This window comes from Streptomyces sp. NBC_00704, assembly GCF_036226605.1.
Lineage (GTDB): Bacteria > Actinomycetota > Actinomycetes > Streptomycetales > Streptomycetaceae > Streptomyces.
This window is the reverse complement of sequence record NZ_CP109000.1, coordinates 4,173,591-4,197,933: the sequence shown is the minus strand read 5'-3', so window position 1 is coordinate 4,197,933 and position 24,343 is coordinate 4,173,591. Positions and strand designations below refer to the sequence as shown.

Annotated in this window: 19 protein-coding genes and 1 pseudogene; 11 read left to right on the top strand and 9 right to left on the bottom strand. The window is 71.8% G+C overall.

Annotated elements, in window-relative coordinates; all coding sequences use genetic code 11:
• The first annotated feature begins 260 nt into the window (after positions 1–260).
• From OG802_RS18320 to OG802_RS18305, 4 genes are all read left to right on the top strand, one after another.
• A complete protein-coding gene (locus OG802_RS18320; RefSeq protein WP_329411840.1) occupies positions 261–2,087 on the top strand; it encodes an acyl-CoA dehydrogenase in 1,827 nt (608 codons plus the stop codon).
• A gap of 164 nt (positions 2,088–2,251) precedes the next feature.
• The gene (locus tag OG802_RS18315; protein ID WP_329411838.1) at positions 2,252–3,550 is read left to right on the top strand and encodes a M18 family aminopeptidase; all 1,299 of its coding nucleotides are present in this window, start codon (positions 2,252–2,254) and stop codon (positions 3,548–3,550) included.
• Between the two features lie 136 nt (positions 3,551–3,686).
• Positions 3,687–3,935, top strand: a complete 249-nt coding sequence (locus OG802_RS18310; RefSeq protein WP_329411836.1) for a DUF6458 family protein — start codon at positions 3,687–3,689, stop codon at positions 3,933–3,935.
• Positions 3,936–4,180: 245 nt separating this feature from the next.
• Positions 4,181–4,693, top strand: coding sequence for an LURP-one-related/scramblase family protein (locus OG802_RS18305; RefSeq protein ID WP_329411834.1), 513 nt, complete (start codon positions 4,181–4,183; stop codon positions 4,691–4,693).
• A gap of 4 nt (positions 4,694–4,697) precedes the next feature.
• On the opposite strand, the gene OG802_RS18300 is transcribed toward OG802_RS18305, so the two are convergent.
• Positions 4,698–5,519, bottom strand: a complete 822-nt coding sequence (locus OG802_RS18300; RefSeq protein WP_329411832.1) for a carbon-nitrogen family hydrolase — start codon at positions 5,517–5,519, stop codon at positions 4,698–4,700.
• Positions 5,520–5,735: 216 nt separating this feature from the next.
• On the opposite strand from OG802_RS18300, the gene OG802_RS18295 reads away from it, so the two are divergent.
• Positions 5,736–6,560, top strand: coding sequence for a maleylpyruvate isomerase family mycothiol-dependent enzyme (locus OG802_RS18295; protein WP_329411830.1), 825 nt, complete (start codon positions 5,736–5,738; stop codon positions 6,558–6,560).
• A gap of 117 nt (positions 6,561–6,677) precedes the next feature.
• Here OG802_RS18295 and OG802_RS18290 read toward each other — a convergent pair whose 3' ends face one another.
• Positions 6,678–7,580 (bottom strand): D-alanyl-D-alanine carboxypeptidase family protein, encoded by a 903-nt coding sequence (locus OG802_RS18290; protein WP_329411828.1) that lies wholly within the window; start codon positions 7,578–7,580, stop codon positions 6,678–6,680.
• 255 nt (positions 7,581–7,835) lie between these two features.
• Between OG802_RS18290 and OG802_RS18285 the strand changes: the two genes are divergently transcribed.
• Both OG802_RS18285 and OG802_RS18280 read left to right on the top strand, forming a co-directional pair.
• Complete coding sequence (locus OG802_RS18285) at positions 7,836–8,507, top strand: GntR family transcriptional regulator (RefSeq protein ID WP_329411827.1); 672 nt, start codon at positions 7,836–7,838, stop codon at positions 8,505–8,507.
• A gap of 62 nt (positions 8,508–8,569) precedes the next feature.
• Entirely contained in the window at positions 8,570–9,817 is a 1,248-nt protein-coding gene (locus OG802_RS18280; RefSeq protein ID WP_329417171.1) for an MFS transporter, read from the top strand.
• 487 nt (positions 9,818–10,304) lie between these two features.
• Here OG802_RS18280 and OG802_RS18275 read toward each other — a convergent pair whose 3' ends face one another.
• The 3 genes from OG802_RS18275 to pdhA are packed head-to-tail and all read right to left on the bottom strand — an operon-like array spanning position 10,305 to position 14,023.
• Complete coding sequence (locus OG802_RS18275) at positions 10,305–11,798, bottom strand: dihydrolipoamide acetyltransferase family protein (protein ID WP_329411824.1); 1,494 nt, start codon at positions 11,796–11,798, stop codon at positions 10,305–10,307.
• 10 nt (positions 11,799–11,808) lie between these two features.
• The gene (locus OG802_RS18270; RefSeq protein WP_329411822.1) at positions 11,809–12,801 is read right to left on the bottom strand and encodes an alpha-ketoacid dehydrogenase subunit beta; all 993 of its coding nucleotides are present in this window, start codon (positions 12,799–12,801) and stop codon (positions 11,809–11,811) included.
• 1 nt (position 12,802) lies between these two features.
• Entirely contained in the window at positions 12,803–14,023 is a 1,221-nt protein-coding gene (gene pdhA / locus OG802_RS18265) for a pyruvate dehydrogenase (acetyl-transferring) E1 component subunit alpha (protein WP_329411820.1), read from the bottom strand.
• Between the two features lie 577 nt (positions 14,024–14,600).
• Here pdhA and OG802_RS18260 point away from each other — a divergent pair.
• The gene (locus OG802_RS18260; RefSeq protein ID WP_329411819.1) at positions 14,601–15,983 is read left to right on the top strand and encodes a phosphotransferase; all 1,383 of its coding nucleotides are present in this window, start codon (positions 14,601–14,603) and stop codon (positions 15,981–15,983) included.
• A gap of 200 nt (positions 15,984–16,183) precedes the next feature.
• On the opposite strand, the gene OG802_RS18255 is transcribed toward OG802_RS18260, so the two are convergent.
• Positions 16,184–17,770 (bottom strand): protein kinase domain-containing protein, encoded by a 1,587-nt coding sequence (locus OG802_RS18255; protein ID WP_329417168.1) that lies wholly within the window; start codon positions 17,768–17,770, stop codon positions 16,184–16,186.
• Positions 17,771–18,126: 356 nt separating this feature from the next.
• Between OG802_RS18255 and OG802_RS18250 the strand changes: the two genes are divergently transcribed.
• Entirely contained in the window at positions 18,127–19,752 is a 1,626-nt protein-coding gene (locus OG802_RS18250) for a protein kinase domain-containing protein (protein WP_329411817.1), read from the top strand.
• Between the two features lie 182 nt (positions 19,753–19,934).
• Here OG802_RS18250 and OG802_RS18245 read toward each other — a convergent pair whose 3' ends face one another.
• Positions 19,935–20,483, bottom strand: coding sequence for a bacterial proteasome activator family protein (locus OG802_RS18245; RefSeq protein WP_329417165.1), 549 nt, complete (start codon positions 20,481–20,483; stop codon positions 19,935–19,937).
• A 215-nt stretch (positions 20,484–20,698) separates the two neighbouring features.
• Between OG802_RS18245 and OG802_RS18240 the strand changes: the two genes are divergently transcribed.
• Positions 20,699–21,238 (top strand): hypothetical protein, encoded by a 540-nt coding sequence (locus tag OG802_RS18240; protein ID WP_329411815.1) that lies wholly within the window; start codon positions 20,699–20,701, stop codon positions 21,236–21,238.
• A 63-nt stretch (positions 21,239–21,301) separates the two neighbouring features.
• Here OG802_RS18240 and OG802_RS18235 read toward each other — a convergent pair whose 3' ends face one another.
• Together OG802_RS18235 and OG802_RS18230 are read right to left on the bottom strand one after the other, a co-directional pair.
• On the bottom strand, positions 21,302–22,282 hold the full coding sequence (locus tag OG802_RS18235) for an NAD(P)H-quinone oxidoreductase (protein WP_329411813.1): 981 nt from the start codon (positions 22,280–22,282) through the stop codon (positions 21,302–21,304).
• Between the two features lie 111 nt (positions 22,283–22,393).
• Positions 22,394–23,092: pseudogene (locus OG802_RS18230) on the bottom strand (potassium channel family protein); the annotation flags it as partial.
• Positions 23,093–23,214: 122 nt separating this feature from the next.
• Here OG802_RS18230 and OG802_RS18225 point away from each other — a divergent pair.
• On the top strand, positions 23,215–24,330 hold the full coding sequence (locus OG802_RS18225; protein WP_329417163.1) for a potassium channel family protein: 1,116 nt from the start codon (positions 23,215–23,217) through the stop codon (positions 24,328–24,330).
• Positions 24,331–24,343: the final 13 nt, after the last annotated feature.

The following is a 24,343-nucleotide window of genomic DNA, read 5'->3' as shown; positions in this document are numbered from 1 at the left end:
CGAGCGGCAGGGGAATGATCCGGCCGCCCCGGAAGACCCCGGCAGCCGGAAACCGTCCCGCCCGGCCGGAAAGCGCCGGAAGCACGAAACCGTCCGGCGGGCGGCGCCGTCCCGTCGACTAGACCCTTCTCACACTTGGCCGAGTGGGGGTTGCGACTTATTACCGACGGGTAGCATCATCGTAGCTACTTGTTGGTACGTGAACTAGCGCGAGGATCCAGTGCCTCGCCGATCTCTCTAGGGAGCCGGGAGCCGTCGCCATGGGGCACTACAAGTCGAATCTCCGCGACATCGAGTTCAACCTCTTCGAAGTACTCGGCCGCGACAAGCTGTACGGCTCCGGCCCGTTCGAGGAGATGGACACCGAGACCGCGAAGAGCATCCTCGCGGAGCTGACCCGCCTCTCGGAGAACGAGCTGGCGGAGTCCTTCTCGGACGCCGACCGCAACCCGCCGGTCTTCGACCCGGAGACCAACACCGCGCCGGTGCCCGCGTCGTTCAAGAAGAGCTACCAGGCCTTCATGGACTCCGAGTACTGGCGCCTGGGCCTGCCCGAGGAGATCGGCGGCACCACCGCCCCGCCGTCGCTGATCTGGGGCTTCGCCGAGCTGATCCTCGGCGCGAACCCGGCCGTGTGGATGTACTCCTCCGGCCCGGCCTTCGCCGGCATCCTCTTCGACGAGGGCAACGACGTCCAGAAGAAGATCGCGCAGATCGCCGTCGAGAAGCAGTGGGGCTCGACGATGGTCCTCACCGAGCCCGACGCGGGTTCCGACGTGGGCGCGGGCCGCACGAAGGCCGTCCAGCAGGAGGACGGCTCCTGGCACATCGAGGGCGTCAAGCGCTTCATCACGTCCGGCGAGCACGACATGTCGGAGAACATCATCCACTACGTCCTCGCCCGCCCCGAGGGCGCCGGACCGGGCACCAAGGGCCTGTCCCTGTTCATGGTGCCCAAGCACCTCTTCGACTTCGAGACCGGCGAACTGGGCGAGCGCAACGGCGTCTACGCCACGAACGTCGAGCACAAGATGGGCCTCAAGGCCTCCAACACCTGCGAGATGACGTTCGGCGACCGGCACCCCGCCAAGGGCTGGCTGATCGGCGACAAGCACGACGGCATCCGCCAGATGTTCCGCATCATCGAGTTCGCCCGCATGATGGTCGGCACGAAGGCGATCTCCACGCTCTCCACCGGCTACCTCAACGCGCTGGAGTACGCCAAGGAGCGCGTCCAGGGCCCCGACCTGGCCAACTTCATGGACAAGGCCGCGCCCAAGGTCACCATCACCCACCACCCCGACGTGCGCCGCGCGCTGATCACGCAGAAGGCGTACGCGGAGGGCATGCGCGCCCTCGTCCTCTACACGGCGTCCGTCCAGGACGCGATCGCCGTGAAGGAGGCGAACGGCGAGGACGCGAAGACGGAGCACGCGCTCAACGACCTGCTCCTGCCGATCGTCAAGGGCTACGGCTCCGAGAAGGGCTACGAGCAGCTCGCCCAGTCGCTCCAGACCTTCGGCGGCTCCGGGTTCCTCCAGGAGTACCCGATCGAGCAGTACATCCGCGACGCCAAGATCGACACCCTGTACGAGGGCACCACCGCGATCCAGGGCCAGGACTTCTTCTTCCGGAAGATCGTCCGCAACCAGGGCGCCGCGCTGAACTCCCTCGCCGAGGACATCAAGAAGTTCCTCGCGCTCGGCACCGGCGGCGAGCAGCTGGCCGGCGCCCGCGAGCACCTCGCCAAGGCCGCCGTCGAGCTGGAGGCCATCGTCGGCCTGATGCTGACCGACCTCGCCGCCACCGAGCAGGACGTCAAGAACATCTACAAGGTGGGCCTCAACACCACGCGCCTGCTGCTCGCCTCGGGTGACGTGATCGTCGGCTACCTGCTCCTCAAGGGCGCGGCGATCGCCGCCGAGAAGCTGGAGACCGCCTCCGCCAAGGACCGGGCGTTCTACACCGGCAAGATCGCGGCGGCGAAGTTCTTCGCGGCCAACGTCCTGCCCGGCGTCACCCTCGCCCGCAAGGTCGCCGAGGGCGTCGACCTCGACCTGATGGAGCTGGACGAGGCCGCGTTCTAGGACTGACCGGGACTCACCAGGACCCACCCGGACCACCCGGACAACGGCGGGGCGCCCCACGGGGCGCCCCGCCGGGCACTGCGGCTCAGCACTCCACACTGTCCTCACGAGGGCCCGCTCCCAACGCCGGGAGCGGGCTTTCGTACGTCGTTAAGGTGAACCCCATGAGCGAACCCTCCCGCTTCGACCGCGGCCACACCGACGACCTCATGACGTTCCTGACGGCGAGCCCGTCGCCGTACCACGCCGTGGCGACGGCCGCCGAGCGGCTGGAGAAGGCCGGATTCCGGCAGGTCTCGGAGACGGACGCCTGGGACGGGACGACCGGCGGCAAGTACGTGCTGCGCGGGGGCGCGATCGTGGCCTGGTACGTGCCCGAGGGCGCCGCCCCGCACACGCCGTTCCGCATCGTCGGCGCGCACACCGACTCCCCGAACCTGCGCGTCAAGCCGCAGCCCGACACCGGCGCGCACGGCTGGCGCCAGGTGGCCGTGGAGATCTACGGCGGCCCGCTGCTCAACTCCTGGCTCGACCGCGACCTGGGCCTCGCGGGACGGCTGACCCTGCGCGACGGCACGACACGCCTGGTGGACGTCGGCCGCCCCCTGCTGCGCGTCCCCCAGCTCGCCATCCACCTGGACCGCTCCGTCACCGCCGACGGCCTCAAGCTCGACAAGCAGCGTCATCTCCAGCCGGTCTGGGGCCTGGGCGGCGAGGTGCGCGACGGGGACCTGATCGCGTTCCTGGAGCAGGAGGCCGGACTGGCCGCCGGCCAGGTCACCGGCTGGGACCTGATGACGCACTCCGTGGAGCCGCCCGCCTACCTGGGCCGCGACCAGGAGCTGCTGGCCGGCCCGCGCATGGACAACCTGCTGTCCGTGCACGCCGGGACGGCGGCGCTGGCGGCCGTGGCGGCCGGCGGCGGGGAACTGCCGTGCATCCCGGTGCTGGCCGCGTTCGACCACGAGGAGAACGGCTCGCAGAGCGACACCGGCGCCGACGGCCCGCTCCTCGGCGGCGTGCTGGAACGTTCTGTCTTCGCGCGCGGCGGATCGTACGAGGACCGGGCGAGAGCCTTCGCGGGCAGCGTCTGCCTGTCCTCCGACACCGGGCACGCCGTCCACCCCAACTACGCCGAGCGGCACGACCCGACGCACCACCCGCGGGTCAACGGCGGGCCGATCCTCAAGGTCAACGTCAACAACCGGTACGCGACGGACGGGACGGGCCGCGCGCTCTTCGCCGCCGCCTGCGAAAAGGCCGGCGTCCCGTTCCAGACGTTCGTCTCCAACAACTCCATGCCATGCGGCACGACCATCGGCCCGATCACCGCCGCCCGGCACGGCATCCGCACGGTCGACATCGGCGTGGCCATCCTGTCGATGCACAGCGCGCGCGAGCTGTGCGGCGACGCCGACCCGTACCTGCTGGCCAACGCCCTGACGGCGTTCCTGGAGGGATAGCCGCCCGCCCGCCCGGACGGCCCCCCGCACGGGCCGCCGGACGGGCGCAAGGACCGGCCCCCGCATGGGAGTTCCCCGCGGGGGTACCCGGATGTCGGAGCCGGACCGACCGGCGATCTGACAGGGAGGCGACATCATGGGCCTCGGCGGATGCATCATCCTCATCGCCGTGGGAGCCATCCTCACGTTTGCGACCGACTGGCACATGCAGGGGGTCAACCTCGACCTGGTCGGCGTCATCCTGATGATCGTCGGCCTGATCGGTGTGACGACCTTCAGCAGCATCGCCCGGCGCCGCCGGGTCATGGTGCCGCCCGCCTCGACCACGGTGGTCGAGACGGAACGACGTCACCACGACGGATACAGCGACGGCTACGGCGTCTGACGGACCGGCAGGACGGACGGCCCGGACCTTCCGTATCCCGGTGCGCTGGTGTCCCGGTGTGCTGGTGTGCGCTGCTGTGTACTGCTGCCTTTGTGTGAACATCGTGAAGACTGAAGACCCTTGAGGCCCGGCGGGCGACCCCGCCGGGCCCACACCTGTGCCCCGCTCCCGCAGACGGGTCAACCGTGCCGGGAAAACCCTCCGCCGCCGGGAGACGTCCGCGGGGCCGGGGAAGCAGTACCGGTATGAGATTCCTCGTGCGCGACCGGCTCCTCGGCTTCGGTGACGACTACTGGATCGAGGACGACCGAGGCAACAAGGCCTACCTCGTCGACGGCAAGGCCATGCGGCTGCGCGACACCTTCGAGCTGAAGGACGCCCGCGGACGCGTCCTGATCGACATCCACCGGAAGATGTTCGCCCTGCGCGACACCATGGTGATCGAACGGGACGGCGAGCCGCTGGCCACGATCCGGCGCAAGCGGCTGTCGCTGCTGCGCAACCACTACCGGGTGGCCCTCGCGGACGGCCGCACCGAACTCGACGTCAGCGGCAAGATCCTCGACCGGGAGTTCGCCGTCGAGTACGACGGCGAACTCCTGGCCGTCGTCTCCCGTCGGTGGCTGCACGTGCGGGAGACCTACGGCGTCGACGTCGTGCGCGAGGACGCCGACACGGCACTGCTGATCGCGGTGGCGGTGTGCGTCATCCACCTCGCCGACAAGGAGCGGGCCGACCGGGCCGGGGACGACGACTGAGCGGTCAGCGGCGCGGGGCCCGCAGTCCGAGCACCCGGTCCTTCAGGGCCGGGAACTGCTCACGGGTCGCGGCCGTCCTCGCCGGGTCGAAGTCCACGGTGAGGATCTCCTCGCCCGCCCCCGCCTCCGCGAGGACCTCGCCCCACGGATCGACCACGATCGAGTGACCCGCCTGCGGAACTCCGGCGTGCGTCCCGGCCGTTCCACACGCGAGCACGAACGCCTGGTTCTCGACCGCCCGCGCCCGGGCCAGCAGCGTCCAGTGCCCCCGGCGGCGCTCCGGCCAGCCCGCCGGGACGACCAGGGTCTCGGCGCCGGCGTCGACGAGACCGCGGAACAGCTCGGGGAAACGGAGGTCGTAACAGGTGGCGACACCGAGCGTGGTCTCCGGGAGAGGGACCGTCACCAGGTCCTCGCCCGCGGCCATCAGCACGGCCTCGCCCTTGTCGAAGCCGAAGCGGTGGATCTTGCGGTAGGAGGCGACCAGCTCGCCGGAGGGGGAGAAGACGAGGGACGTGTTGTAGAGCGCGTCGCCGTCCCCGGCGCGGGAGCCAGCGGAGGGTGCCCGCTCCGGGATCGAGCCCGCGTGCAGCCACACCCCCGCGTCGCTCGCCGCCTTCGCCATCGCCTCGGCCGTCGGCCCGTCCAGCGTCTCGGCCTCGTCGGCGAACCGCTCGTAGGCGAACGCTCCCGTCGTCCACAGCTCCGGGAGCACCACGAGGTCGGCGGCGCCGGCCTGCTCACGGACCAGCGCGGCGGCCCTCGACCGACGCGATTCGACCGATTCGCCCTCTTCTACGGCGATCTGGATCAGAGAGGCGCGCACACTACCACCGTCCTGGCATTCGAGTAGCCCACAGGGCCTACGATCGTCACACGAAAGCACTGCCGGGGTGCCTCACAGCAGCGTAACTTGGGGGTCCTCCCGATTCGAGCGCAGCCGAGAACGGGGGAGTTCCGAGACGCCGCCGACAGCGCCGGCTCCCGCTGGCAACGCCGCCACAGCCCACCCGAGTACCGATCGCCGAGGGGTCCCGTTTCCGTGAGTCTGCATCCCACCCTCCAGCCCTACGCCGACGCCTGGACCCACTCCATCGAAGCGATATCCGAGCTGGTGGAGCCGCTGGTGGAGGCGGACTGGAACCGCCGGACGCCCTGCCCGGGCTGGTCGGTGCGCGACATCGTGTCGCACGTCATCGGACTGGACTGCGAGATGTACGGCGACCCGCGGCCCATCCACACGCTGCCCCGCGACCTGTTCCACGTCACCAACGACCTCCAGCGCTACATGGAGATGCAGGTCGACGTCCGCCGCCACCACACGGCCCCCGAGATGACGTCCGAGCTGGAGTACACGGTCATCCGCCGCAACCGGCAGCTGCGCAACGAGTCCCGCCAGCCCACGGCGACGGTGCGCGGGCCGCTCGGCACCGAGCTGACGCTCGAGGAGTCCATGCGGCTGCACGCCTTCAACGTCTGGGTGCACGAGCAGGACCTGCGCACGGCGCTGGGCCGGCCCGGCAACCTCGACTCCCCCGGCGCGCACATCGCCCGGGACGCGCTGCTCGCCGAGCTTCCGGCGGTCGTCGCCGAGAAGGCCGCCGCGCCGCGCAGTTCCGCGGTCGTCTTCGACGTGCACGGTCCGATCGAGTTCCTGCGCACCATCCGCGTCGACATCCAGGGCCGCGGGACCCTGGAGACGGCTCCCGCGCTCGGGCCCGCCGCCTCGTTCGCCCTCGACTGGGAGACGTACGTGCGCCTGGCCTGCGGCCGGGTGACGGCGGAGGCGGTGGCCGACCGGGTGAAGGCCGAGGGCGAGCCGGAGCTGACGGCGGCCGTCCTGCGGAACTTCGCGGTCACCCGGTAGCCGGCCCCGGCCGGGTGCGGCACTCGACGACAGCGGGCCCGCCGTGTGGATCACGACGGGCCCGTTCTCGTGCTCAGCGGCCGACCGGAGGCCGGCCGTTCCTCATGTGACCGACGGTCAGCCCAGCCGCGCGAAGCCGTAGTTCAGAAGCTTCGTCGCGTCGGCGGCGCGCACGGTCGCGTTGGTGGAGGCCAGCACCGTGCCCACGACGGTTTTGCCGCGGCGGGTGGCGGCGAAGACGAGGCAGTACTTCGCCTCCGGGCCGGAACCCGTCTTCACGCCGATGGCGCCGCTGTAGCTGCTCAGCAGCGTGTTGGTGTTGACCCACGCGCCCATGGTGCGGGTCGAGCCGGTCTTGGTGATGGTCTTCGCGGTGTACGACTTGGTCTTGACGACCGCGCGGAAGTTCGCGTTCTTCAGCGAGTTGCTGGCGAGCTTCGTCAGGTCCTTCGCCGTCGAGTAGTTCGCCCCGTTGCCGATGCCGTCGAACGAGTCGAAGTGCGTCCGCGTCATGCCGAGCGTCTTCGCCTTGCTGTTCATCTTGGCGATGAAGCTCTTCACGCGCGCGGCCCGCGTCGAGCCCGCGCCGAACTTGTCGGCCAGGGCGTAGGCGGCGTCGCAACCCGACGGCAGCATCAGCCCGTAGAGCAGCTGACGGACCGTGACCTTGTCGCCGACGATCAGCCGCGCGGACGACGCGGTGTTCGCGACGATGTAGTCGCTGTAGGCCTTCTGGATGGTGACCTTGGCGTCCAGGTTCAGGTTCGCCTGCGACAGCACGACGTTCGCCGTCATGATCTTGGTGGTGGAGCCGGTGGACAGCTTGGTGTCCATGCCCTTGTTGTACAGCGCCGCACCGGTCGCGTTGTTCATCACGAAGCCGGTCCTGGCGGCGATCGTGGGCGTCGCGACAGCCTGCGCGGGCGCCGCGGTGAGGGCGCCGGTCGCGAGCACTGCGCCGGCGGTGACGGCAACGGCGGCGGCCCTGCGGACTCGAATGCCCTTGATGGCGGTTATCAACTGAAATACCCCGATTACGTCGAATGCCCCTGCGGTGCGGCCAAGTTCAAGGGGGAAAGAGGTGGGCCGCACATGTGTGACACGTAAGTAGCACACAAAGTTGTGGGCCTGCCGGGCAGAATTTCCGATTACTTGATCCATCCCTTACCCGGGCCCCACCCGCCGACGCCCGCCCGCCGCCCGCCGCGCCCCGCCAGCGGGTCCGCATCCTGGACCGGTCCCCGCATGCGTACGCGTTGTATCTATCCTGTGGGCATGCAGTCCTCCGCTCCGCCGACCCCCGTCCCCGTCAAGCAGCCGCCCGCCGCCGACCGGGTGTACGCCCACGTCAAACAGGGTGTCCTGGACCGCCGTTACGAGGGCGGGGCCCTCCTGACCGAGGGCGAGCTGGCCGAGGCCGTGGGGGTCTCGCGCACACCGGTGCGCGAGGCGCTGCTGCGGCTGGAGGCGGAAGGGCTGATCAAGCTCTACCCGAAGAAGGGCGCGCTGGTCCTACCGGTCTCCGCGCAGGAGATCGCCGACGTCGTGGAGACCCGCCTGCTCGTCGAGGAACACGCGGCGCGCAAGGCCGTGCCCGCGCCGCCCGCGCTCGTCGCGCGCCTGGAGGAACTGCTCGCCCGGCAGCGCGAGCAGGCCGCCGCGGGCGACCTGGCCGCCGCCGCCGTGACGGACCGCTGCTTCCACGCCGAGATCGTCCGCAGCGGCGGCAACGAGATCCTGTCCCGGCTCTACGACCAGCTCCGCGACCGGCAGCTGCGCATGGGCGTCGCCGTCCTGCACTCGCATCCCGACCGGATCGCCAAGACCCTCGCCGAACACGCGGAGATCCTCGAGGCGCTGCGCTCCGGCGACGCCGAACGGGCCGTCGAACTCGTCCACGGCCACATCGGCTGGTTCTCCCATCTCGCCCGCGGGGAGGTCCGGTGAGCACCGCGCCCCGCGGCCTGAACTCCACCCTTCCGGGTGACCCTCCCGGCGGCCGGCGCGCGATGGCCGTCTGGGGGATCGGCGTCTCGGTCTACTTCGTCGCCGTCATCTTCCGCACGTCGCTGGGGGTGGCCGGGCTCGACGCCGCCGACCGCTTCCAGGTGAACGCCTCGGCGCTGTCCACCCTCTCGATCCTTCAGCTCCTCGTCTACGCCGGCATGCAGATACCGGTGGGCCTGCTGGTCGACCGGCTGGGCACCAAGAGGGTGCTGACCATCGGCGTGGTGCTGTTCACCGCCGGCCAGCTCGGCTTCGCCTTCTCCCCGTCCTACGGCACGGCCCTCGCCTCGCGCGCCCTGCTGGGCTGCGGGGACGCGATGACGTTCATCAGCGTGCTGCGGCTCGGATCCCGCTGGTTCCCGGCCCGGCGCGGGCCGATGGTCGCCCAGCTCGCCGGTCTGGCGGGCATGGCGGGCAACCTCGTGTCCACTCTCGTCCTGGCCCGGCTGCTGCACGGCGTCGGCTGGACGGCGGCCTTCGCCGGCAGCGCGGTCGCCGGCGTGGTGGTGCTGGTCCTCCTGCTGCTGTTCCTGAAGGACCACCCCGAGGGGCAGGAGCCCGAGCCGTTCGCGCACCGCGGCGGGGCCTACGTCCGCCGCCAGATCGCCGCGTCCTGGCGTGAACCGGGCACCCGGCTGGGCCTGTGGGTGCACTTCACGACCCAGTTCCCGGCGATGGTGTTCCTGCTGCTGTGGGGCCTCCCGTTCCTCGTCGAGGCGCAGGGCCTGACCCGTGCCACGGCCGGTGAACTCCTCACACTGGTCGTCCTGAGCAACATGGTCGTGGGCCTCGTCTACGGCCAGGTCGTCGCCCGCCACCACGGGGCGCGGCTGCCGCTGGCCCTGGGCACGGTCGGTGCGACGGCCCTGGTGTGGGCGGCGACGCTGGCCTGTCCCGGCGGCCGCGCGCCCATGTGGCTGCTCGTGGTGCTGTGCGCCGTCCTCGGCGCGTGCGGACCCGCCAGCATGCTCGGGTTCGACTTCGCCCGCCCGGCGAACCCGCCCGAGCGCCAGGGGACGGCCTCCGGCATCACCAACATGGGCGGCTTCGTCGCGTCCATGACGACGCTCTTCGTGATCGGCGTGCTGCTGGACGCCACCGGCGACGACTACACGATCGCCTTCTCCTGCGTCTTCGTCCTCCAGGCACTCGGCGTCAGCCAGATCCTGCGCCTGCGCAGCCGCGCGGCCCGCCGCGAACGGGAACGGCTGGTGGCCAGCAGAGTGGAAACGGTGCACGTCCCGGCCTGAGCGAAACGGTGCACGTCCCGGCCTGAGCCCGGCTCCGTCCGGGGACGTCCGGGGACGGCCGGGGACGGCCGGGGACGGCCGGGGACAGCCGGAGACGGCCGAAGACGGCCGGCCGGGCCCTCTTCGGGGACCGTCAGCAGCCGGGTCGCCCCGGATCCCGGCCCGCCCCGGCAGCCGCCCCGGCGACCGAGGACGCCGGGGCCGCACACGCCGGCCCCGGTGCGCTCACCCGTCCCCCGCAGCGGGGATGACGGGCCTGCCGCCGGACGAGCCGGATCCGGGAAGGCCGACCGTCCCGGCGGCGGGCCCGCGGGCTCGCGGGCTCGTAGCCCGCGGGCCCGTAGGCCGCGGGCTCGTAGGCCGATTGCCATGCCGGCGGCCCGCCGGCGGGGTGCCGCGGCCCGGGCGGGCGCGGCTCCCCGCCAGCGGCCCGTCGGAGGGTGCCGCGGCCCGCGTGGGCGCGGCTCCCTCCGGCGGGATGGGGCGCTCAGCCCCAGGTGATCAGCTTCTTCGGCTGCTCCAGGATCGCCGCCACGTCGGCCAGCACCTTGGAGCCCAGTTCGCCGTCCACGAGGCGGTGGTCGAAGCTGAGCGCCAGGGTGGTGACCTGGCGGGGCTTGACCTTGCCCTTGTGGACCCACGGCTGGAGCCTGATCGCGCCGACCGCGAGGATCGCGGACTCGCCGGGGTTGAGGATCGGGGTGCCGGTGTCGACGCCGAAGACGCCGACGTTGGTGATGGTCACCGTGCCGCCCTGCATCGCGGCGGGGGACGTCTTGCCCTCCCGCGCCGTGGACACCAGTTCGCCGAGGGACTCCGCCAGCTGCGGCAGCGTCTTGGCGTGGGCGTCCTTGATGTTCGGGACCAGCAGCCCTCTGGGGGTGGCCGCCGCGATGCCCAGGTTGACGTAGTGCTTGACCACGATCTCCTGCGCCGCCTCGTCCCAGGACGCGTTGATCTCCGGATGGCGCTTGATGGCGATCAGCAGGGCCTTGGCGATGAGGAGCAGCGGGTTGACCCGCAGCCCCTGCATGTCCTTGTCCTGCTTCAGCTCCTCGACGAGCTTCAGCGTGCGGGTCACGTCGATCGTCACGAACTCCGTGACGTGCGGCGCGGTGAACGCCGAGCCGACCATCGCCGCCGCCGTCGCCTTGCGCACGCCCTTGACCGGCAGACGCGTCTCTCGTGCCGTGTCGTACGACGCCGCGGGCGCGGCCGCGGAGGCCGTGACCGGGGCCGGAGCGGCCGGAGCGGCGGTCACCGGCGCGGCGGCGGGGGCGGCCGCGGGGGCCGGGGCCGCCGCCGCGTGGACGTCCTCGCGGGTGATGATGCCGTCGGGGCCGGACGGCACCACGGTGGCGAGGTCGACGCCGAGGTCCTTGGCCAGCTTGCGGACCGGCGGCTTGGCCAGCGGGCGTTCCCGCACGGCGCTCGCGCCGCCGTGGCCGTTCAGCTCGGCCTGGACGGTCTCCGGGACCTGCGGGACGGTGATCTGGGGGCCCTTGCGCGGCCGGCGCTTGGTGGAGGACACCGCCACGCCGTAGCCGACGAGCACCGGCTGCCGGCCCGAGCCCGCGGACTTGGCCGGCTCGGGCTGCGCGGTACCGGCCGCAGGCCGGGCTTCCTCCGGGGCCGCCGGTGTCTGGGCTGCCGATGTCTGGGCTGCCGGTGCCTGCGCGGCCTGCGCGGGCACCTCGGCGACCGGGGCGGCGGCCGTGCCGCCCGACACGTCCACCGCGATGATCGACGTGCCCACGTCGACCGTGGTGCCCTCGGGGAAGTGCAGCGAGCGCACGACGCCGTCATAGGGGATGGGCAGTTCCACGGCGGCCTTGGCGGTCTCGACCTCGCAGACCACCTGGCCGTCCGTGACCGTGTCGCCCGGCTGGACGTACCACTTGAGGATCTCGGCCTCGGTGAGCCCTTCGCCCACGTCGGGCATCTTGAACTCGCGTACGGACGCTTCCGTCATCGTCGTCACGACCCTCTCCTCAGTACGCCAGGGCACGGTCGACGGCGTCGAGCACCCGGTCCAGGCCCGGCAGGTACTCCTCCTCCAGGCGCGCCGGCGGGTACGGGGCGTGGTAGCCGCCGACCCGCAGAACCGGGGCCTCCAGGTGGTAGAAGCAGCGCTCCGTGATCCGGGCGGCGATCTCCGCGCCCGAGCCGAAGAACACCGGCGCCTCGTGGACGACCACCAGACGGCGGGTCTTCTCCACCGACGCCTGGATCGAGTCGAAGTCCAGCGGGGACACCGACCGCAGGTCCACGACCTCCAGGTTCTTGCCCTCCTCTGCGGCCGCGGCGGCGACCTCCTGGCAGAGCTTCACCATCGGGCCGTAGGCGACGAGCGTCAGGTCCGTGCCCTCGCGGACGACCTTGGCCTTGTGCAGCGGGCCCGGGATGGCCTCGGTGTTGACCTCGGCCTTGTCCCAGTAGCGCCGCTTGGGCTCGAAGAAGATGACCGGGTCGTCGCTCTGGATGGCCTGCTGCATCATCCAGTACGCGTCGGAGGCGTTGGACGGCGAGACGATCTTCAGGCCGGACACGTGCGCGAAGAGCGCCTCGGGCGACTCGGAGTGGTGCTCGACCGCGCCGATGCCGCCGCCGTAGGGGATGCGCACGACGACCGGGAGCTTGACCTTGCCCAGCGAACGCGCGTGCATCTTGGCGAGCTGGGTGACGATCTGGTCGTAGGCCGGGAAGACGAATCCGTCGAACTGGATCTCCACGACCGGACGGTAGCCGCGCAGGGCCAGCCCGATCGCGGTGCCGACGATGCCCGACTCGGCGAGCGGGGTGTCGATGACGCGGCTCTCGCCGAAGTCCTTCTGCAGCCCGTCGGTGACCCGGAAGACGCCGCCGAGCTTGCCGACGTCCTCACCCATGATCAGGACCTTGGGGTCCGCCTCCAGGGCGTGGCGCAGCGACTCGTTGATCGCCTTGGCCAGGGCCAGGTTCTTGGTGCTCGCGGTGTCCGCCATCTCAGTTTCCCCCCGTACCCGCGGCGAAGCCGCTCTCGGATTCCGTCGCGAACGACGCCTGGTACGCGGCGAACTGCGCGCGCTCCTCGTCGACCAGGGCGTGTCCGTCCGCGTACACGTTCTCGAAGATCGCGAATCGGTCCGGGTCCGGCATGGCGCGGACCGCTTCGCGCACTCGCCTTCCCAACGCCTCGCTCTCCGCTTCGAGTTCCGCGAAGAATCCCTCGTCCGTGTGGTTTGAGGCCTCCAGGTGGCGGCGCAGGCGCAGGATCGGGTCCTTCGCCTCCCACGCCTCGCGCTCCTCGTCGGCCCGGTACTTCGTCGGGTCGTCGGAGGTGGTGTGCGCGCCCATGCGGTACGTGTACGCCTCGACGAGGGTGGGGCCCTCGCCGTTGCGGGCCCGCTCCAGGGCCCACCGCGTGACCGCGAGGCAGGCCAGCACGTCGTTGCCGTCCACGCGGACGCCGGGGAAGCCGTAGCCCTGGGCGCGCTGGTAGAGCGGGACGCGGGTCTGCTTCTCGGTGGGCTCGGAGATCGCCCACTGGTTGTTCTGGCAGAAGAACACCACCGGCGCGTTGTAGACCGCGGAGAAGGTGAACGACTCCGCCACGTCGCCCTGGCTGGAGGCGCCGTCGCCGAAGTAGGCGATGACCGCGCTGTCCGCGCCGTCCTTGGCGACGCCCATCGCGTACCCGGTCGCGTGCAGCGTCTGGGAGCCGATGACGATGGTGTACAGGTGGAAGTTGTTGCCGTTGGGGTCCCAGCCGCCGTTGTTGACGCCGCGGAACATGCCGAGCAGGTTCGTCGGGTCGACGCCGCGGCACCAGGCGACGCCGTGTTCGCGGTAGGTCGGGAAGACGTAGTCGTCCTCGCGGGTGGCCCGGCCCGAGCCGATCTGGGCGGCCTCCTGGCCGAGCAGCGAGGCCCACAGGCCCAGTTCGCCCTGGCGCTGAAGGGCGGTCGCCTCGGCGTCGAAGCGGCGGGTGAGCACCATGTCGCGGTAGAGGCCGCGGAGGTCTTCAGGGGTGACACCGGAGACGTACTTGGCGTACTCGGCGTTCTTGGCGTTCTTGACCCGCTTGCCCTCCGGGGTCAGCAGCTGCACGAGCTCGGGCTCGGCGCTCTTCCTCGCGGTGGTGCGGGCGCGCTCGGTGCCGCTCGCGCCGGCCTTGCTTCCGGCGCTGCGTCGCGGCTTGTGCGCGGCAGTGCTCTCCACGGTCACGTGTGCTCCTCCGTCGGTCCGGCCCCCGGGGTCGCCGGGTGGCTGGGGTCCCCCCGGCTCTCCAGGAGCCTGAGGGAGCGGCTCACCTGATTTCCGACACCCGTGCACGGGGTGGGTGCCACTCGGTCGGAACAGGCGTGACAGGTGCCCCGGCGAGCGCCCTGCGATCGACACGTTACCCAGTGCTTCACATTTCTGTGAAACCCCTCTTGACCTGCGTTTTTGCTTGGATTTCCAAGTAAATCGGCAAAGTCGGGAAGGAGCCTGGTCACAGCCTTGCAGGAGGCCGGAGCAACGGCACGTTATCCCGGCCACCCGCGCCACGGGAAGAGCCATCGGGGAGCGACCTGCGGCCGTCCGGGCGGTCGGGGCGCAGGTCCGCCCGCCGCCGGACCCGCCGGGCGGCCCGCGCGACGGCCCTCCCGCGAGCCCCCTTGCGTCGGGCCCCGGCGCGACCGGATGCGACCGTCCGTGACTCCCGTTGCAGTTCGGTGACCGTCTGTGACAACGCGCAGCTCACAGGCGCGTTCAGTGGCCTAGCATCGGGCGCGTGCCGCGCTCCTGTGTACCCCCCTCAGTGCCCCACGCGCCCCCTCTGGGCGCCCTGCTCCACCGGTACGCCGCCGGCTCCGCGCTCGCCTGCGAGCCCGTCGAGGAAGGCCTGCTCAACCGCGGATACCGGCTGCGCACCACCCGCGGCCGGTACTTCCTCAAACACCACTTCGACCCGGACACCGCCGACCCCGCGTCGATCGCCCGGCAGCACCGGGCCACCGAGCGCCTGGCCGACCTGGGCGTCCCCGTGGCGCCACCGCTGCCCGGACGCGACGGCCGCACGGTCGCCGTCGTCGGCGGCCACGCCTACGCCCTGCACCCCTGGATCGAGGGCCGCCACCGCCACGGCTCCCAGCTCACCCCCGGTCAGTGCGGCCGCCTCGGGGCACTGCTGGGGGTGGTGCACGCCGGCCTGGAGCACGTCATGCGCACGTCCTCCGCCGGGCAGCCGTCGTCGGCGCGGGGCGAGCGGGTGCCTCCGGCGCGCGAACCGGCGCACGCCCCCGGCGGGCGCGCCGCCCGCACCGGGCCGGCCCCTCGTCCGGGACACGCGCCCCCCATGGAAACGCCCTCTCCCGCGGCGGGCCCCTTCCCTTTCAGCGGCCACGCGGGCCTCGGCCTCCCCGGCCCGCGCGACGTGAGCGGCCCGCGTGGCCTTCCCGGTCCGCCGGACGCGCCCGGCGCTGCCGCCGCGCACGCCGCCCGCGCCTCTCAGGCTGCCCACGTCGGCCCCGCGCCCTTCGGCGACGCGGCCGGCCTGACCGAAGCGGCGTCCTCGTACGGGGCGGCCGGTGCGCCCGTCGCGTCGCCCGCTCCCGGCCGGTCCGACGATCCCGCGCCGAGTCCCGACCCGGCGGACACCTTCGTCCTCATCGACGACCTCCTCGCGCGCGTGCGGCGCCACCGCCCCGCCGACTGCTTCGACGAACTGGCCCGCCACCGCCTTCTGGAGCGGCGCCGGCTGCTGGAACGGCACGCGGACCGGCGGCCCCCGCACGGCGGACCGGTCGGCTGGGTGCACGGGGACTTCCACCCCTTCAACCTGCTCTACCGCGGGGACGCACCCGCCGCCATCGTCGACTGGGACCGGCTGGGGGTGCAGCCCCGCGCGGAGGAGGCCGTCCGCGCGGCCGCCATCTTCTTCGTCCGGCCCGACGGCACGCTCGACCTGCCGAAGGCGAGGGAGTACGCACGCGCGTACCGGCGCACGGCCGGGGCCTCGTCCGGTGAACTCGCGGCGGCCGTGCACCGCGTGTGGTGGGAGCGGCTCAACGACTTCTGGATGCTGCGCTGGCACTACGAGCGCGGCGACACCCGCGTGGACTCCCAGTTCCCGGCGTCCTCGGCGCTCGCGGTGTGGTGGACGCGCGAGTACGACGCCGTCCGCGGAGCGTTCACCGACTGACCCGGAGGAGCCCGCCGGCCCCCGCGGGTCTCCCTCCTTCTCCCCAGCGGCCCCAGCCCGGCACCGGCACATGCACCGTGCACCGCCCCTGGCCCCGGGACACCCACCCCATACGCACGCGCGCGTGGGACCCCGGCAGGGGCCCACGCGCGCGTGGAGGAGAGGAACTGCTTCGCGGCCGGTGTGACCGGCCGGTCCGGTCAGCCGCCGGTGAGGCCGCCGCCGAGGGTGGTGTTGCCCGGATCGGTTCCGCCCGTCTCGTTGCCCGAGGCCGGAGCGCTCGGCTCCGTCTCCGTGTCGGTGGGCTCGTCCGAGGGCTGGCCGCCCGTCTCCTCGTCCGTCGGCTCGCCGCTCGCGGACGGGGACGGCGAGGAGGCAGGCGAGGAGGAGGGCTTGTACGACGGCGAGTAGTTCTGGTTCGTGTTGGAGCCGGTGTTGTCGTCCGAGGTGTCGTCGCTGGACGTCTGGCTCTCCTCGTCGCTGGGCTGCTCGCTCGGCGCGGTGTCCGACACGGACGGCGAGACGGACGGCGTCGGGGAGGTCCCTCCGCCGCCGGTTCCGTCGCCCCGGTTGTTCAGCGCGAGCGCGACGCCCGCGGCGATGGCGATCACCGCGAACACGGCGAGGATCCACAGCTTGCCGCGGCCGCTGCCCTTGTTGCCGTGGCCCTCGAACCCGCCGTCGTCGCCGCCGCCGTAGCCGGTGGGCAGGATCTGCTGCGGGATCTGCGAGGTGCTGGAGCCGTCGGCTCCGTGCGGCAGCACGGCCGTCGTGCTCGCGAAACCGCCGGCGGGCGTGCCGGCGCCGCCCGCCGCCCCCACCGGCCCGGTGTTCCAGGTGCCGGTGTGGCCGCCCTGGTCGTACAGCATCTGCAAGCCGTACTGGACCAGGCCGCGCATCTCCTCCGCCGTCTGGAAACGGTCGTCGGGATCCTTGGCGAGGGAACGCATGACCAGGCCGTCCAGCTCCGGCGGGCACTCGCCGCCCGAGGTCTGCGACGGCGGCACCGGGATGTCCTGCACGTGCTGGTAGACCACCGACAGCGGCGTCTCGCCGGTGAAGGGGGGCCGCAGCGCCAGCAGCTCGTACAGCAGACAGCCGGTGGCGTACAGGTCGGAGCGGTGGTCGACGGCCTTGCCGAGCGCCTGCTCCGGCGAGAGGTACTGCGGGGTGCCCATGACCATGCCGGTCTGCGTCATCGTCGTCGACGCGCCGTGCAGGGCGCGCGCGATGCCGAAGTCCATCACCTTGACGGCGCCGTTGTGCGTGATGATCACGTTCGCCGGCTTGATGTCGCGGTGCACGATGCCGTGCTGGTGCGAGTAGGCGAGCGCCTCCAGCACCCCCGAGGTGATGATCAGGGCCTGCTCGGGCCCCGGCGCCTCGGCGTTGAGGAGGAGGTCGCGGATGGTGCGTCCCTCGACGATCTCCATCACGATGTACGGCACGCTCTGGCCGCCCACGAAGTCCTCGCCGGAGTCGTACACGGCGACGATCGCATGGTGGTTGAGGCCGGCCACCGACTGGGCCTCACGCGTGAAGCGGGCCTTGGACACGGGGTCCTCGGCCAGGTCGGCGCGCAGCAGCTTGACCGCCACGGTGCGGCCGAGACGTACGTCCTCCGCCGCGAACACCTCGGCCATGCCGCCCCGGCCGAGTCGGCGGGTCAGCCGGTAACGGCCGTCTCCGACCAGCCCTCCGTTGCCCCAGTTCTCCGGCGCATCGGACATACCGCCGCCAGTCGCCTCGGGGTCGGACGGGCCCTGAGCGCGCTGCTGTGCCATCAGTCCTCGCCGTCGTTTCTGCCCGCGGTGCGCGCGGTGTTGTCACGGTCTCCGTCGGCCACGCTACAGCCTCCGCGCAAGCCGCCGGTCCGGGACGATCCCCGGAACGATCCCCGGGGCGGGCCCCCGGCGCCGGTCCGGGACGGACCGGCCATCAAACCCGTACGCCGTGCAGCCGTGCAAATTGTGTGTACCGGCCGTACGGCGCCTGTAACGCTTCCGCGACGCTTCTTTCTCGTAGGGTCACGGAACGGGCACCGAACTTGACGTGTCGGTGCCCTGCGGCAGACTTGGCCGGGAATAGCACTTCCGATCAACGACAGTCAACGGCGCCAGACGGCCGACGGGGGACGCAGAAGATGAGCCAGGACGGCGCGCAGGGCCGGTACGCGGGGCGGGCGCTCGCCGCCGGCCGGTATCAGCTGCGCGACTTGCTCGGCGAGGGCGGCATGGCCTCGGTCCACCTCGCCTACGACGCCGTGCTCGACCGTCAGGTCGCGGTCAAGACCCTGCACACCGAACTGGGCCGTGAACAGGCCTTCCGCGAGCGTTTCCGCCGCGAGGCGCAGGCCGTGGCCAAGCTCACGCACACCAACATCGTCTCCGTCTTCGACACGGGCGAGGACGACGTGGACGGGCTCACCACCCCCTACATCGTCATGGAGTACATCGAGGGCCGCCCGCTCGGCTCGGTGCTCGACGAGGACGTGCGCCGGCAGGGCGCGATGCCGGCCGACAAGGCGCTGAAGATCACCGCGGACGTGCTGGCGGCGCTGGAGATCAGCCACGAGATGGGCCTGGTCCACCGCGACATCAAGCCCGGCAACGTGATGATGACCAAGCGCGGCGTGGTCAAGGTGATGGACTTCGGCATCGCCCGCGCCATGCAGTCCGGCGTCACCTCGATGACGCAGACCGGCATGGTCGTCGGAACCCCCCAGTACCTCTCGCCCGAACAGGCCCTCGGACGCGGGGTGGACGCCCGCTCCGACCTGTACTCGGTCGGCATCATGCTCTTCCAACTGGTCACCGGACGGCTGCCGTTCGAGGCCGATTCACCGCTTGCGATCGCGTACGCGCACGTGCAGGAGGAGCCGGTGGCCCCCTCCTCGATCAACCGGGCGCTGCCGCCGGCCGTCGACGCGCTCGTCGCCCGCGCGCTGAAGAAGAACCCGAACGAGCGTTTCCCGACCGCCGTCGCCATGCGCGACGAGTGCCTGCGCGTCGCCGCGTCCTTCCAGCCCGCCCCGCCGAGCATCGTCCCGGGCGCGCAGACGTCCAGCGGCGCGGGCGTCGGCTCGGCGGTGTTCCCGCCGGTCGGCCAGAGCACCCCGCCGCAGGGAAGCGTGCAGACGCCGTACCAGCCCGGCCCCAACCCGAACCCCTACGGCACTCCGGCGCCCGCGGCGTCCTACGGCTACCCGCAGCAGGGCGGCTACCAGACGCCCGCTCCGGCGTACAACCAGCAGGCGCCGCACACCCCGTACAACCTCGGCCCGCAGCCGTCGACCCCCGTGCCCTCGGGTGGCGGCCGCAGGAACAACAAGCCGGTCCTCATCGGCTCGGCCGTCGTCGCCGTCGTCGCGGTCGGCGGTCTGATCGCCAGCCTCACCGTGGGCGGCGGCAGCGACGACGATGCCAAGGGCGGCGGCGGGACCGCGAGTTCCTCGCCGGTGGTGACGAAGGCGGCGGACTACCGCGCGCCGGACACCTCCAAGACGATCGAGGCGACGGAGTGCTCCGAGCCGCAGGAGTCGTACAACGACCCCGACAAGATCCGGGTGCCGAACTTCCGGTTCAAGTACATCGGTTCGGTCAAGGCCTGCTTCCAGGCCGCCGGCTGGCCATACAAGATCACGAAGGTCGACGAGAACACGTACGGCGACGGCGCGGTCATGGACCAGTTCCCCTCGGCCGGCACGGACGTCGACCCCAAGGACATGCCCGAGATCGAACTGAAGGTCTCCACCGGCAACCCGGCCTGAGGACCGGCCGGCGCGTCCGCCGCCCGTCTTCGGCGGCGACCTGCGGACGACTGCCTGCGGACGACTGTGTAACGGACGACTGCATGACCTGCGGGCAACTGCATGTGAGAGGGCCCGGCGGGTGACGCCGGGCCCTTGATGTGTACTGCGTGTCTGCGTGTACTGCGGACGGCCGCTGACGACTACAGGTACGGCCCGCCCGAACGGCCGCCCGCGGCGCGCGGGTCGTCCGCGCCCTCATGGCTCATGCCGGGCGGCAGCGCGCGGCGCATCTGCTCCAGCTGGGCCCGCGCGGCCATCTGCTGGGCGAAGAGCGTGGTCTGGATGCCGTGGAAGAGGCCCTCCAGCCAGCCGACCAACTGGGCCTGCGCGATGCGCAGCTCCGCGTCGCTCGGCGTCGACTCCTCGTTGAACGGCAGGGACAGTCGCTCCAGTTCCTCCACCAGTTCCGGGGCCAGGCCGTCCTCCAGCTCCTTCACCGAGCTGGAGTGGATCTCCTTCAACCGGGCCCGGCTCGCCTCGTCCAAAGGAGCCGCGCGCACCTCCTCCAGAAGCTGCTTGATCATGCTTCCGATCCGCATGACCTTCGCCGGCTGCTCGACCTGCTCCGTCACCGGAATCTCACGGGAGTCCTCGTCGGCGTCGGTGCCGCCGAGCGCCATGCCGTCCTGGCCTACGACCAGGATCCTCTGGGCGTTCTCCGGCGACCTTTCGTTCCTCGGCATCTCCATGCCGTCATTGTCGCGCACGTGCCCACCTCATCACCGTGGTGCCCCCCGTGAAAGGCGATCCCGTGTTTGCGTGCGTGTCCGTTCGGCGGAGTCCGGAATGCGGGCGAAATGCCCCGATGTCACGCTTGGTGGGTGTTTTCTTGGCGAACGGTCACCGGGAGGGGGTCACGGACGTGACTCCGAGGCAGTGGGCATGGTGCGGGACCCGAGCGGCCATGACGGCCCTGGCGGGAGTCCTGGTGCTGACATACGGGGGCGCCGCGTCGTACGCGGCCGGTCCGGCGCGCGGACGCCTCCCGGCATACGCCGACGCGCCCGCTTCGGCCACCCCCTCCCCCTCCCCGCACGAACCCGACCGGGCCGGCAGCCGGGCGGGCGAGGGACGCGCGCGGCCCGGGCGCGAGGACGCGGACGAGGACGCGACCGCGCAGGACCCGGAAAGCGAGGACGACTCCGGTGAGGACCCGGACGCAGGGGACGGCGAGCTGGAGGCCGGCGACGGCGACCACGCCGACGACGGCACGTCCCAGACCGCCGACGCCCCCGCGCCCGTGACCTCGGCGCCGGAGGACTCCCGCGCCGACGCCCCCGCGCCCGTGACCTCGGCGCCGGAGGACTCCCTGCGGCAGGCGGCTACCCAGGGGGACCGGGCCGACGGCCCCGTCCTGCAGATCCTCCCGCTCGGCAGCGGGCTCGTCCTCATCGGCCTCGGCATCGCCCTGGCGATCGCCGCCCTCCGCCTCCGCCGCAGCTGACACCGCCCGCCCGGGGTCCCACCCGGCCGGGTGCCAGGGTGTCGGGGTGCGGGGTGCGGGGTGTCAGGGTGCGACCAGCAGGACCTTGCCGACGTGGCCGCTCTCCTCCACGATCCGGTGGGCGGCGGCCGCGTCGCTCATCGGGACCTCGCGGTCGACGACGGGGCGCACCCGGCCTGCGGCGACCAGCGGCCAGACGTGCTCGCGCACGGCCGCCACGATCGCGGCCTTCTCCTCCAGGGGACGGGCCCGCAGCGAGGTCGCGGTGACGGCGGCCCGCTTGCCGAGCAGCGCACCGATGTTCAGCTCGCCCTTGGCGCCGCCCTGCATGCCGATGATCGCGAGACGGCCATTGACGGCGAGGGCCTGGACATTGCGGTCCAGGTACTTCGCGCCCATGTTGTCGAGGATGACGTCCGCGCCGGCCCCGGCGGTGGCCTGCCTGACCTCGGCGACGAAGTCCTGCTCGCGGTAGTTGACCAGGATGTCGGCGCCCAGTTCGGCGCACTTGTCCAGCTTCTCCTTGGTGCCCGCGGTGACGGCGACCCGCGCGCCGACGGCCTTGGCCAGCTGGATCGCCATGGTGCCGATGCCGCTGGAACCGCCGTGCACGAGCAGCGTCTCACCGGGACGGAGGTGGGCGATCATGAAGACGTTCGACCAGACGGTGCTGGTCACCTCGGGGAGCGCGGCGGCCTGCCGGAGGTCGACGCCTTCGGGCACCGGAAGCAGCTGACCGGCCGGCACGGCCACCTTCTCGGCGTAGCCGCCGCCCGCGAGCAGCGCGCACACCTCGTCGCCGGTGTTCCAGCCGGTTACGCCCGGACCGACCGCGGCGATCCTGCCGGAGCACTCCAGGCCGGGATAGCGCGACGCACCGGGCGGCGGGTCGTAGAAGCCCTGCCGCTGCAGGATGTCGGCGCGGTTGACGGCGCCGGCCACCACCTCGACCAGGACCTCGCCCTCGCCGGGAACGGGATCGGGCACCTCGTCCCAGACCAGCGCCTCGGGACCGCCGGGTTCGGGAATCGTGATCGCATACATGAGGACGACGCTACTCCCCGGCTTCGTCCGGAAGGCCACGGGCGAACGGCCGGGGGCAGGACGGCCGGGAACAGACGGCCGGGGCCGGACGGCTGTCGGCCGGCTCAGGGTTCAGGCCGGCGGCAGGGGCGGCACTCCGGGCATCCCCGGGGCGCCGAGCTGGGCATGCCTTCGGTCCGGCCCCATCCGCACGATCGAGACCAGCCGGTCGGTGAGCTGCAACACCCCGATCGCCGGGTCGTCGTAGGCGAGGACGCGATGCCCGCGCACGACGCTGACCACGAGGTCGGCCGTGTCGCGCGGCCCGAGGCCCGCCTCGGCCTTGGTGACCGGGCGTTCGACCAGGTCGAGCCCGTCGCCCTGCTGGATGAGGTCCTCCATGACCCGGCCCGCCGCCGGGCTGAGCACCGACAGCCCCAGCAGCCGTCCGGCCGCCCCGGCGCTGGTGATGACCTCGTCGGCGCCCGACTGCTTGAGCAGCGGCGCGTTCTCCTCCTCGCGGACAGCCGCCATGATCTTCGCGCCGGGGTTGAGCTGGCGGGCGGTGAGCACGACCAGAACGGCCGTGTCGTCGCGCTGGGTCGCGATGACGATCCGGCCCGCCCGCTGCACCTCGGCCCGCCGCAGCACGTCGCTGCGCGTCGCGTCGCCGACCACGCCCTCGTACCCTTCGGCCGTCGCGGCTTCGACCACCTTCGCGCTCGGGTCGATCACCACGACCTGGTCCTTGCGCAGCCCCGCGGCGCAGGCCGTCCGGATCGCGGACCGTCCCTTCGTGCCGAAGCCGACGACGACAATGTGGTCACGCAAGGGGACCTCCGGGGATCATGAACATCTGGGGGGCCAGGGACACGTGTTGATTCATGACGGGCGCGGACCCGCCGGGAACCATGGTGCCCACCGATCGGATCACCGTCAGCAGGGGGCACACGATGAAGGACCATGAACGACAGCCCGGCAGGCCCAGGTTCTCACTGTTCAGGTCCCTCTGGTACCGCTCGCGCTCGGAAGCCCGCGACGACGCCGAAGCGGGCCGCACCATCACGATGCCCGTGCGCGTCGGCGCGCCGCCGCTCCTTCAGGTGCTGCGGCGGCTGGCCCTGGGGCTTCTGGTGCTGGCCCTCACCACACTGATCGTCTACGTCGACCATGACGGCTACAACGACAACTCCGACGGCTCCGTCGGACTGCTGGACGCGGCCTACTACGCCACCGTCACCCTCTCCACCACCGGCTACGGCGACATCACCCCGGTCAGCGACACGGCCCGGCTGGTCAACATCCTGGTCATCACCCCGCTGCGCGTGCTGTTCCTGATCATCCTGGTCGGCACCACCCTGGAGGTCCTCACCGAGCGCACCCGCCAGCAGGTCCGCATCCATCGCTGGCGGTCCCGCACCAGCGGCCACATCGTGGTCGTCGGATACGGCACGAAGGGCCGCCACGCGGTGCAGACCCTCGTCGGACAGGGCATCCCCAAGGAGCACATCGTCATCGTGGACGCCCAGCGCAAGGCGGCGCTGCTCGCCGGGGACGACGGGCTGGTGGCGGTGACGGGCGACGCCACCCGTTCGGAGACGCTGGTCAAGGCCGAGGTGCAGCACGCCCGCCGAGTGATCGTCTCGCCCCAACGCGACGACACGGCCGCCCTGGTCACCCTGACCGCCCGGCAGCTGAACCGGCGCGCCACCATCGTGGTCGCCGCCCGTGAGGACGAGAACGTGCCGCTGCTCAAACAGAGCGGCGCCGACACCGTGATCACCAGTTCCAGTTCCGCCGGACGGCTGCTCGGCGTGTCGATGGTGAGCCCGACCGTGGCCCGGACACTGGAGAGCCTGATGACCATCGGCAGCGGCCTGGACCTCATCGAGCGCCCGATCACCCATGCGGAAGCCGGCAAGGATCCCCGCGCCTGCAAGGACCTCGTGGTGGCCGTGGTCCGGGGCAAGGAACTGATCGACTACACCGACCCCCGGCTCGCCCGTCTCCAGCAGGGGGACCGGGTCATCACGGTGAGCCGGACCATCCCGGCACCCGAGCCGTCATGACGGTGTTTCACGT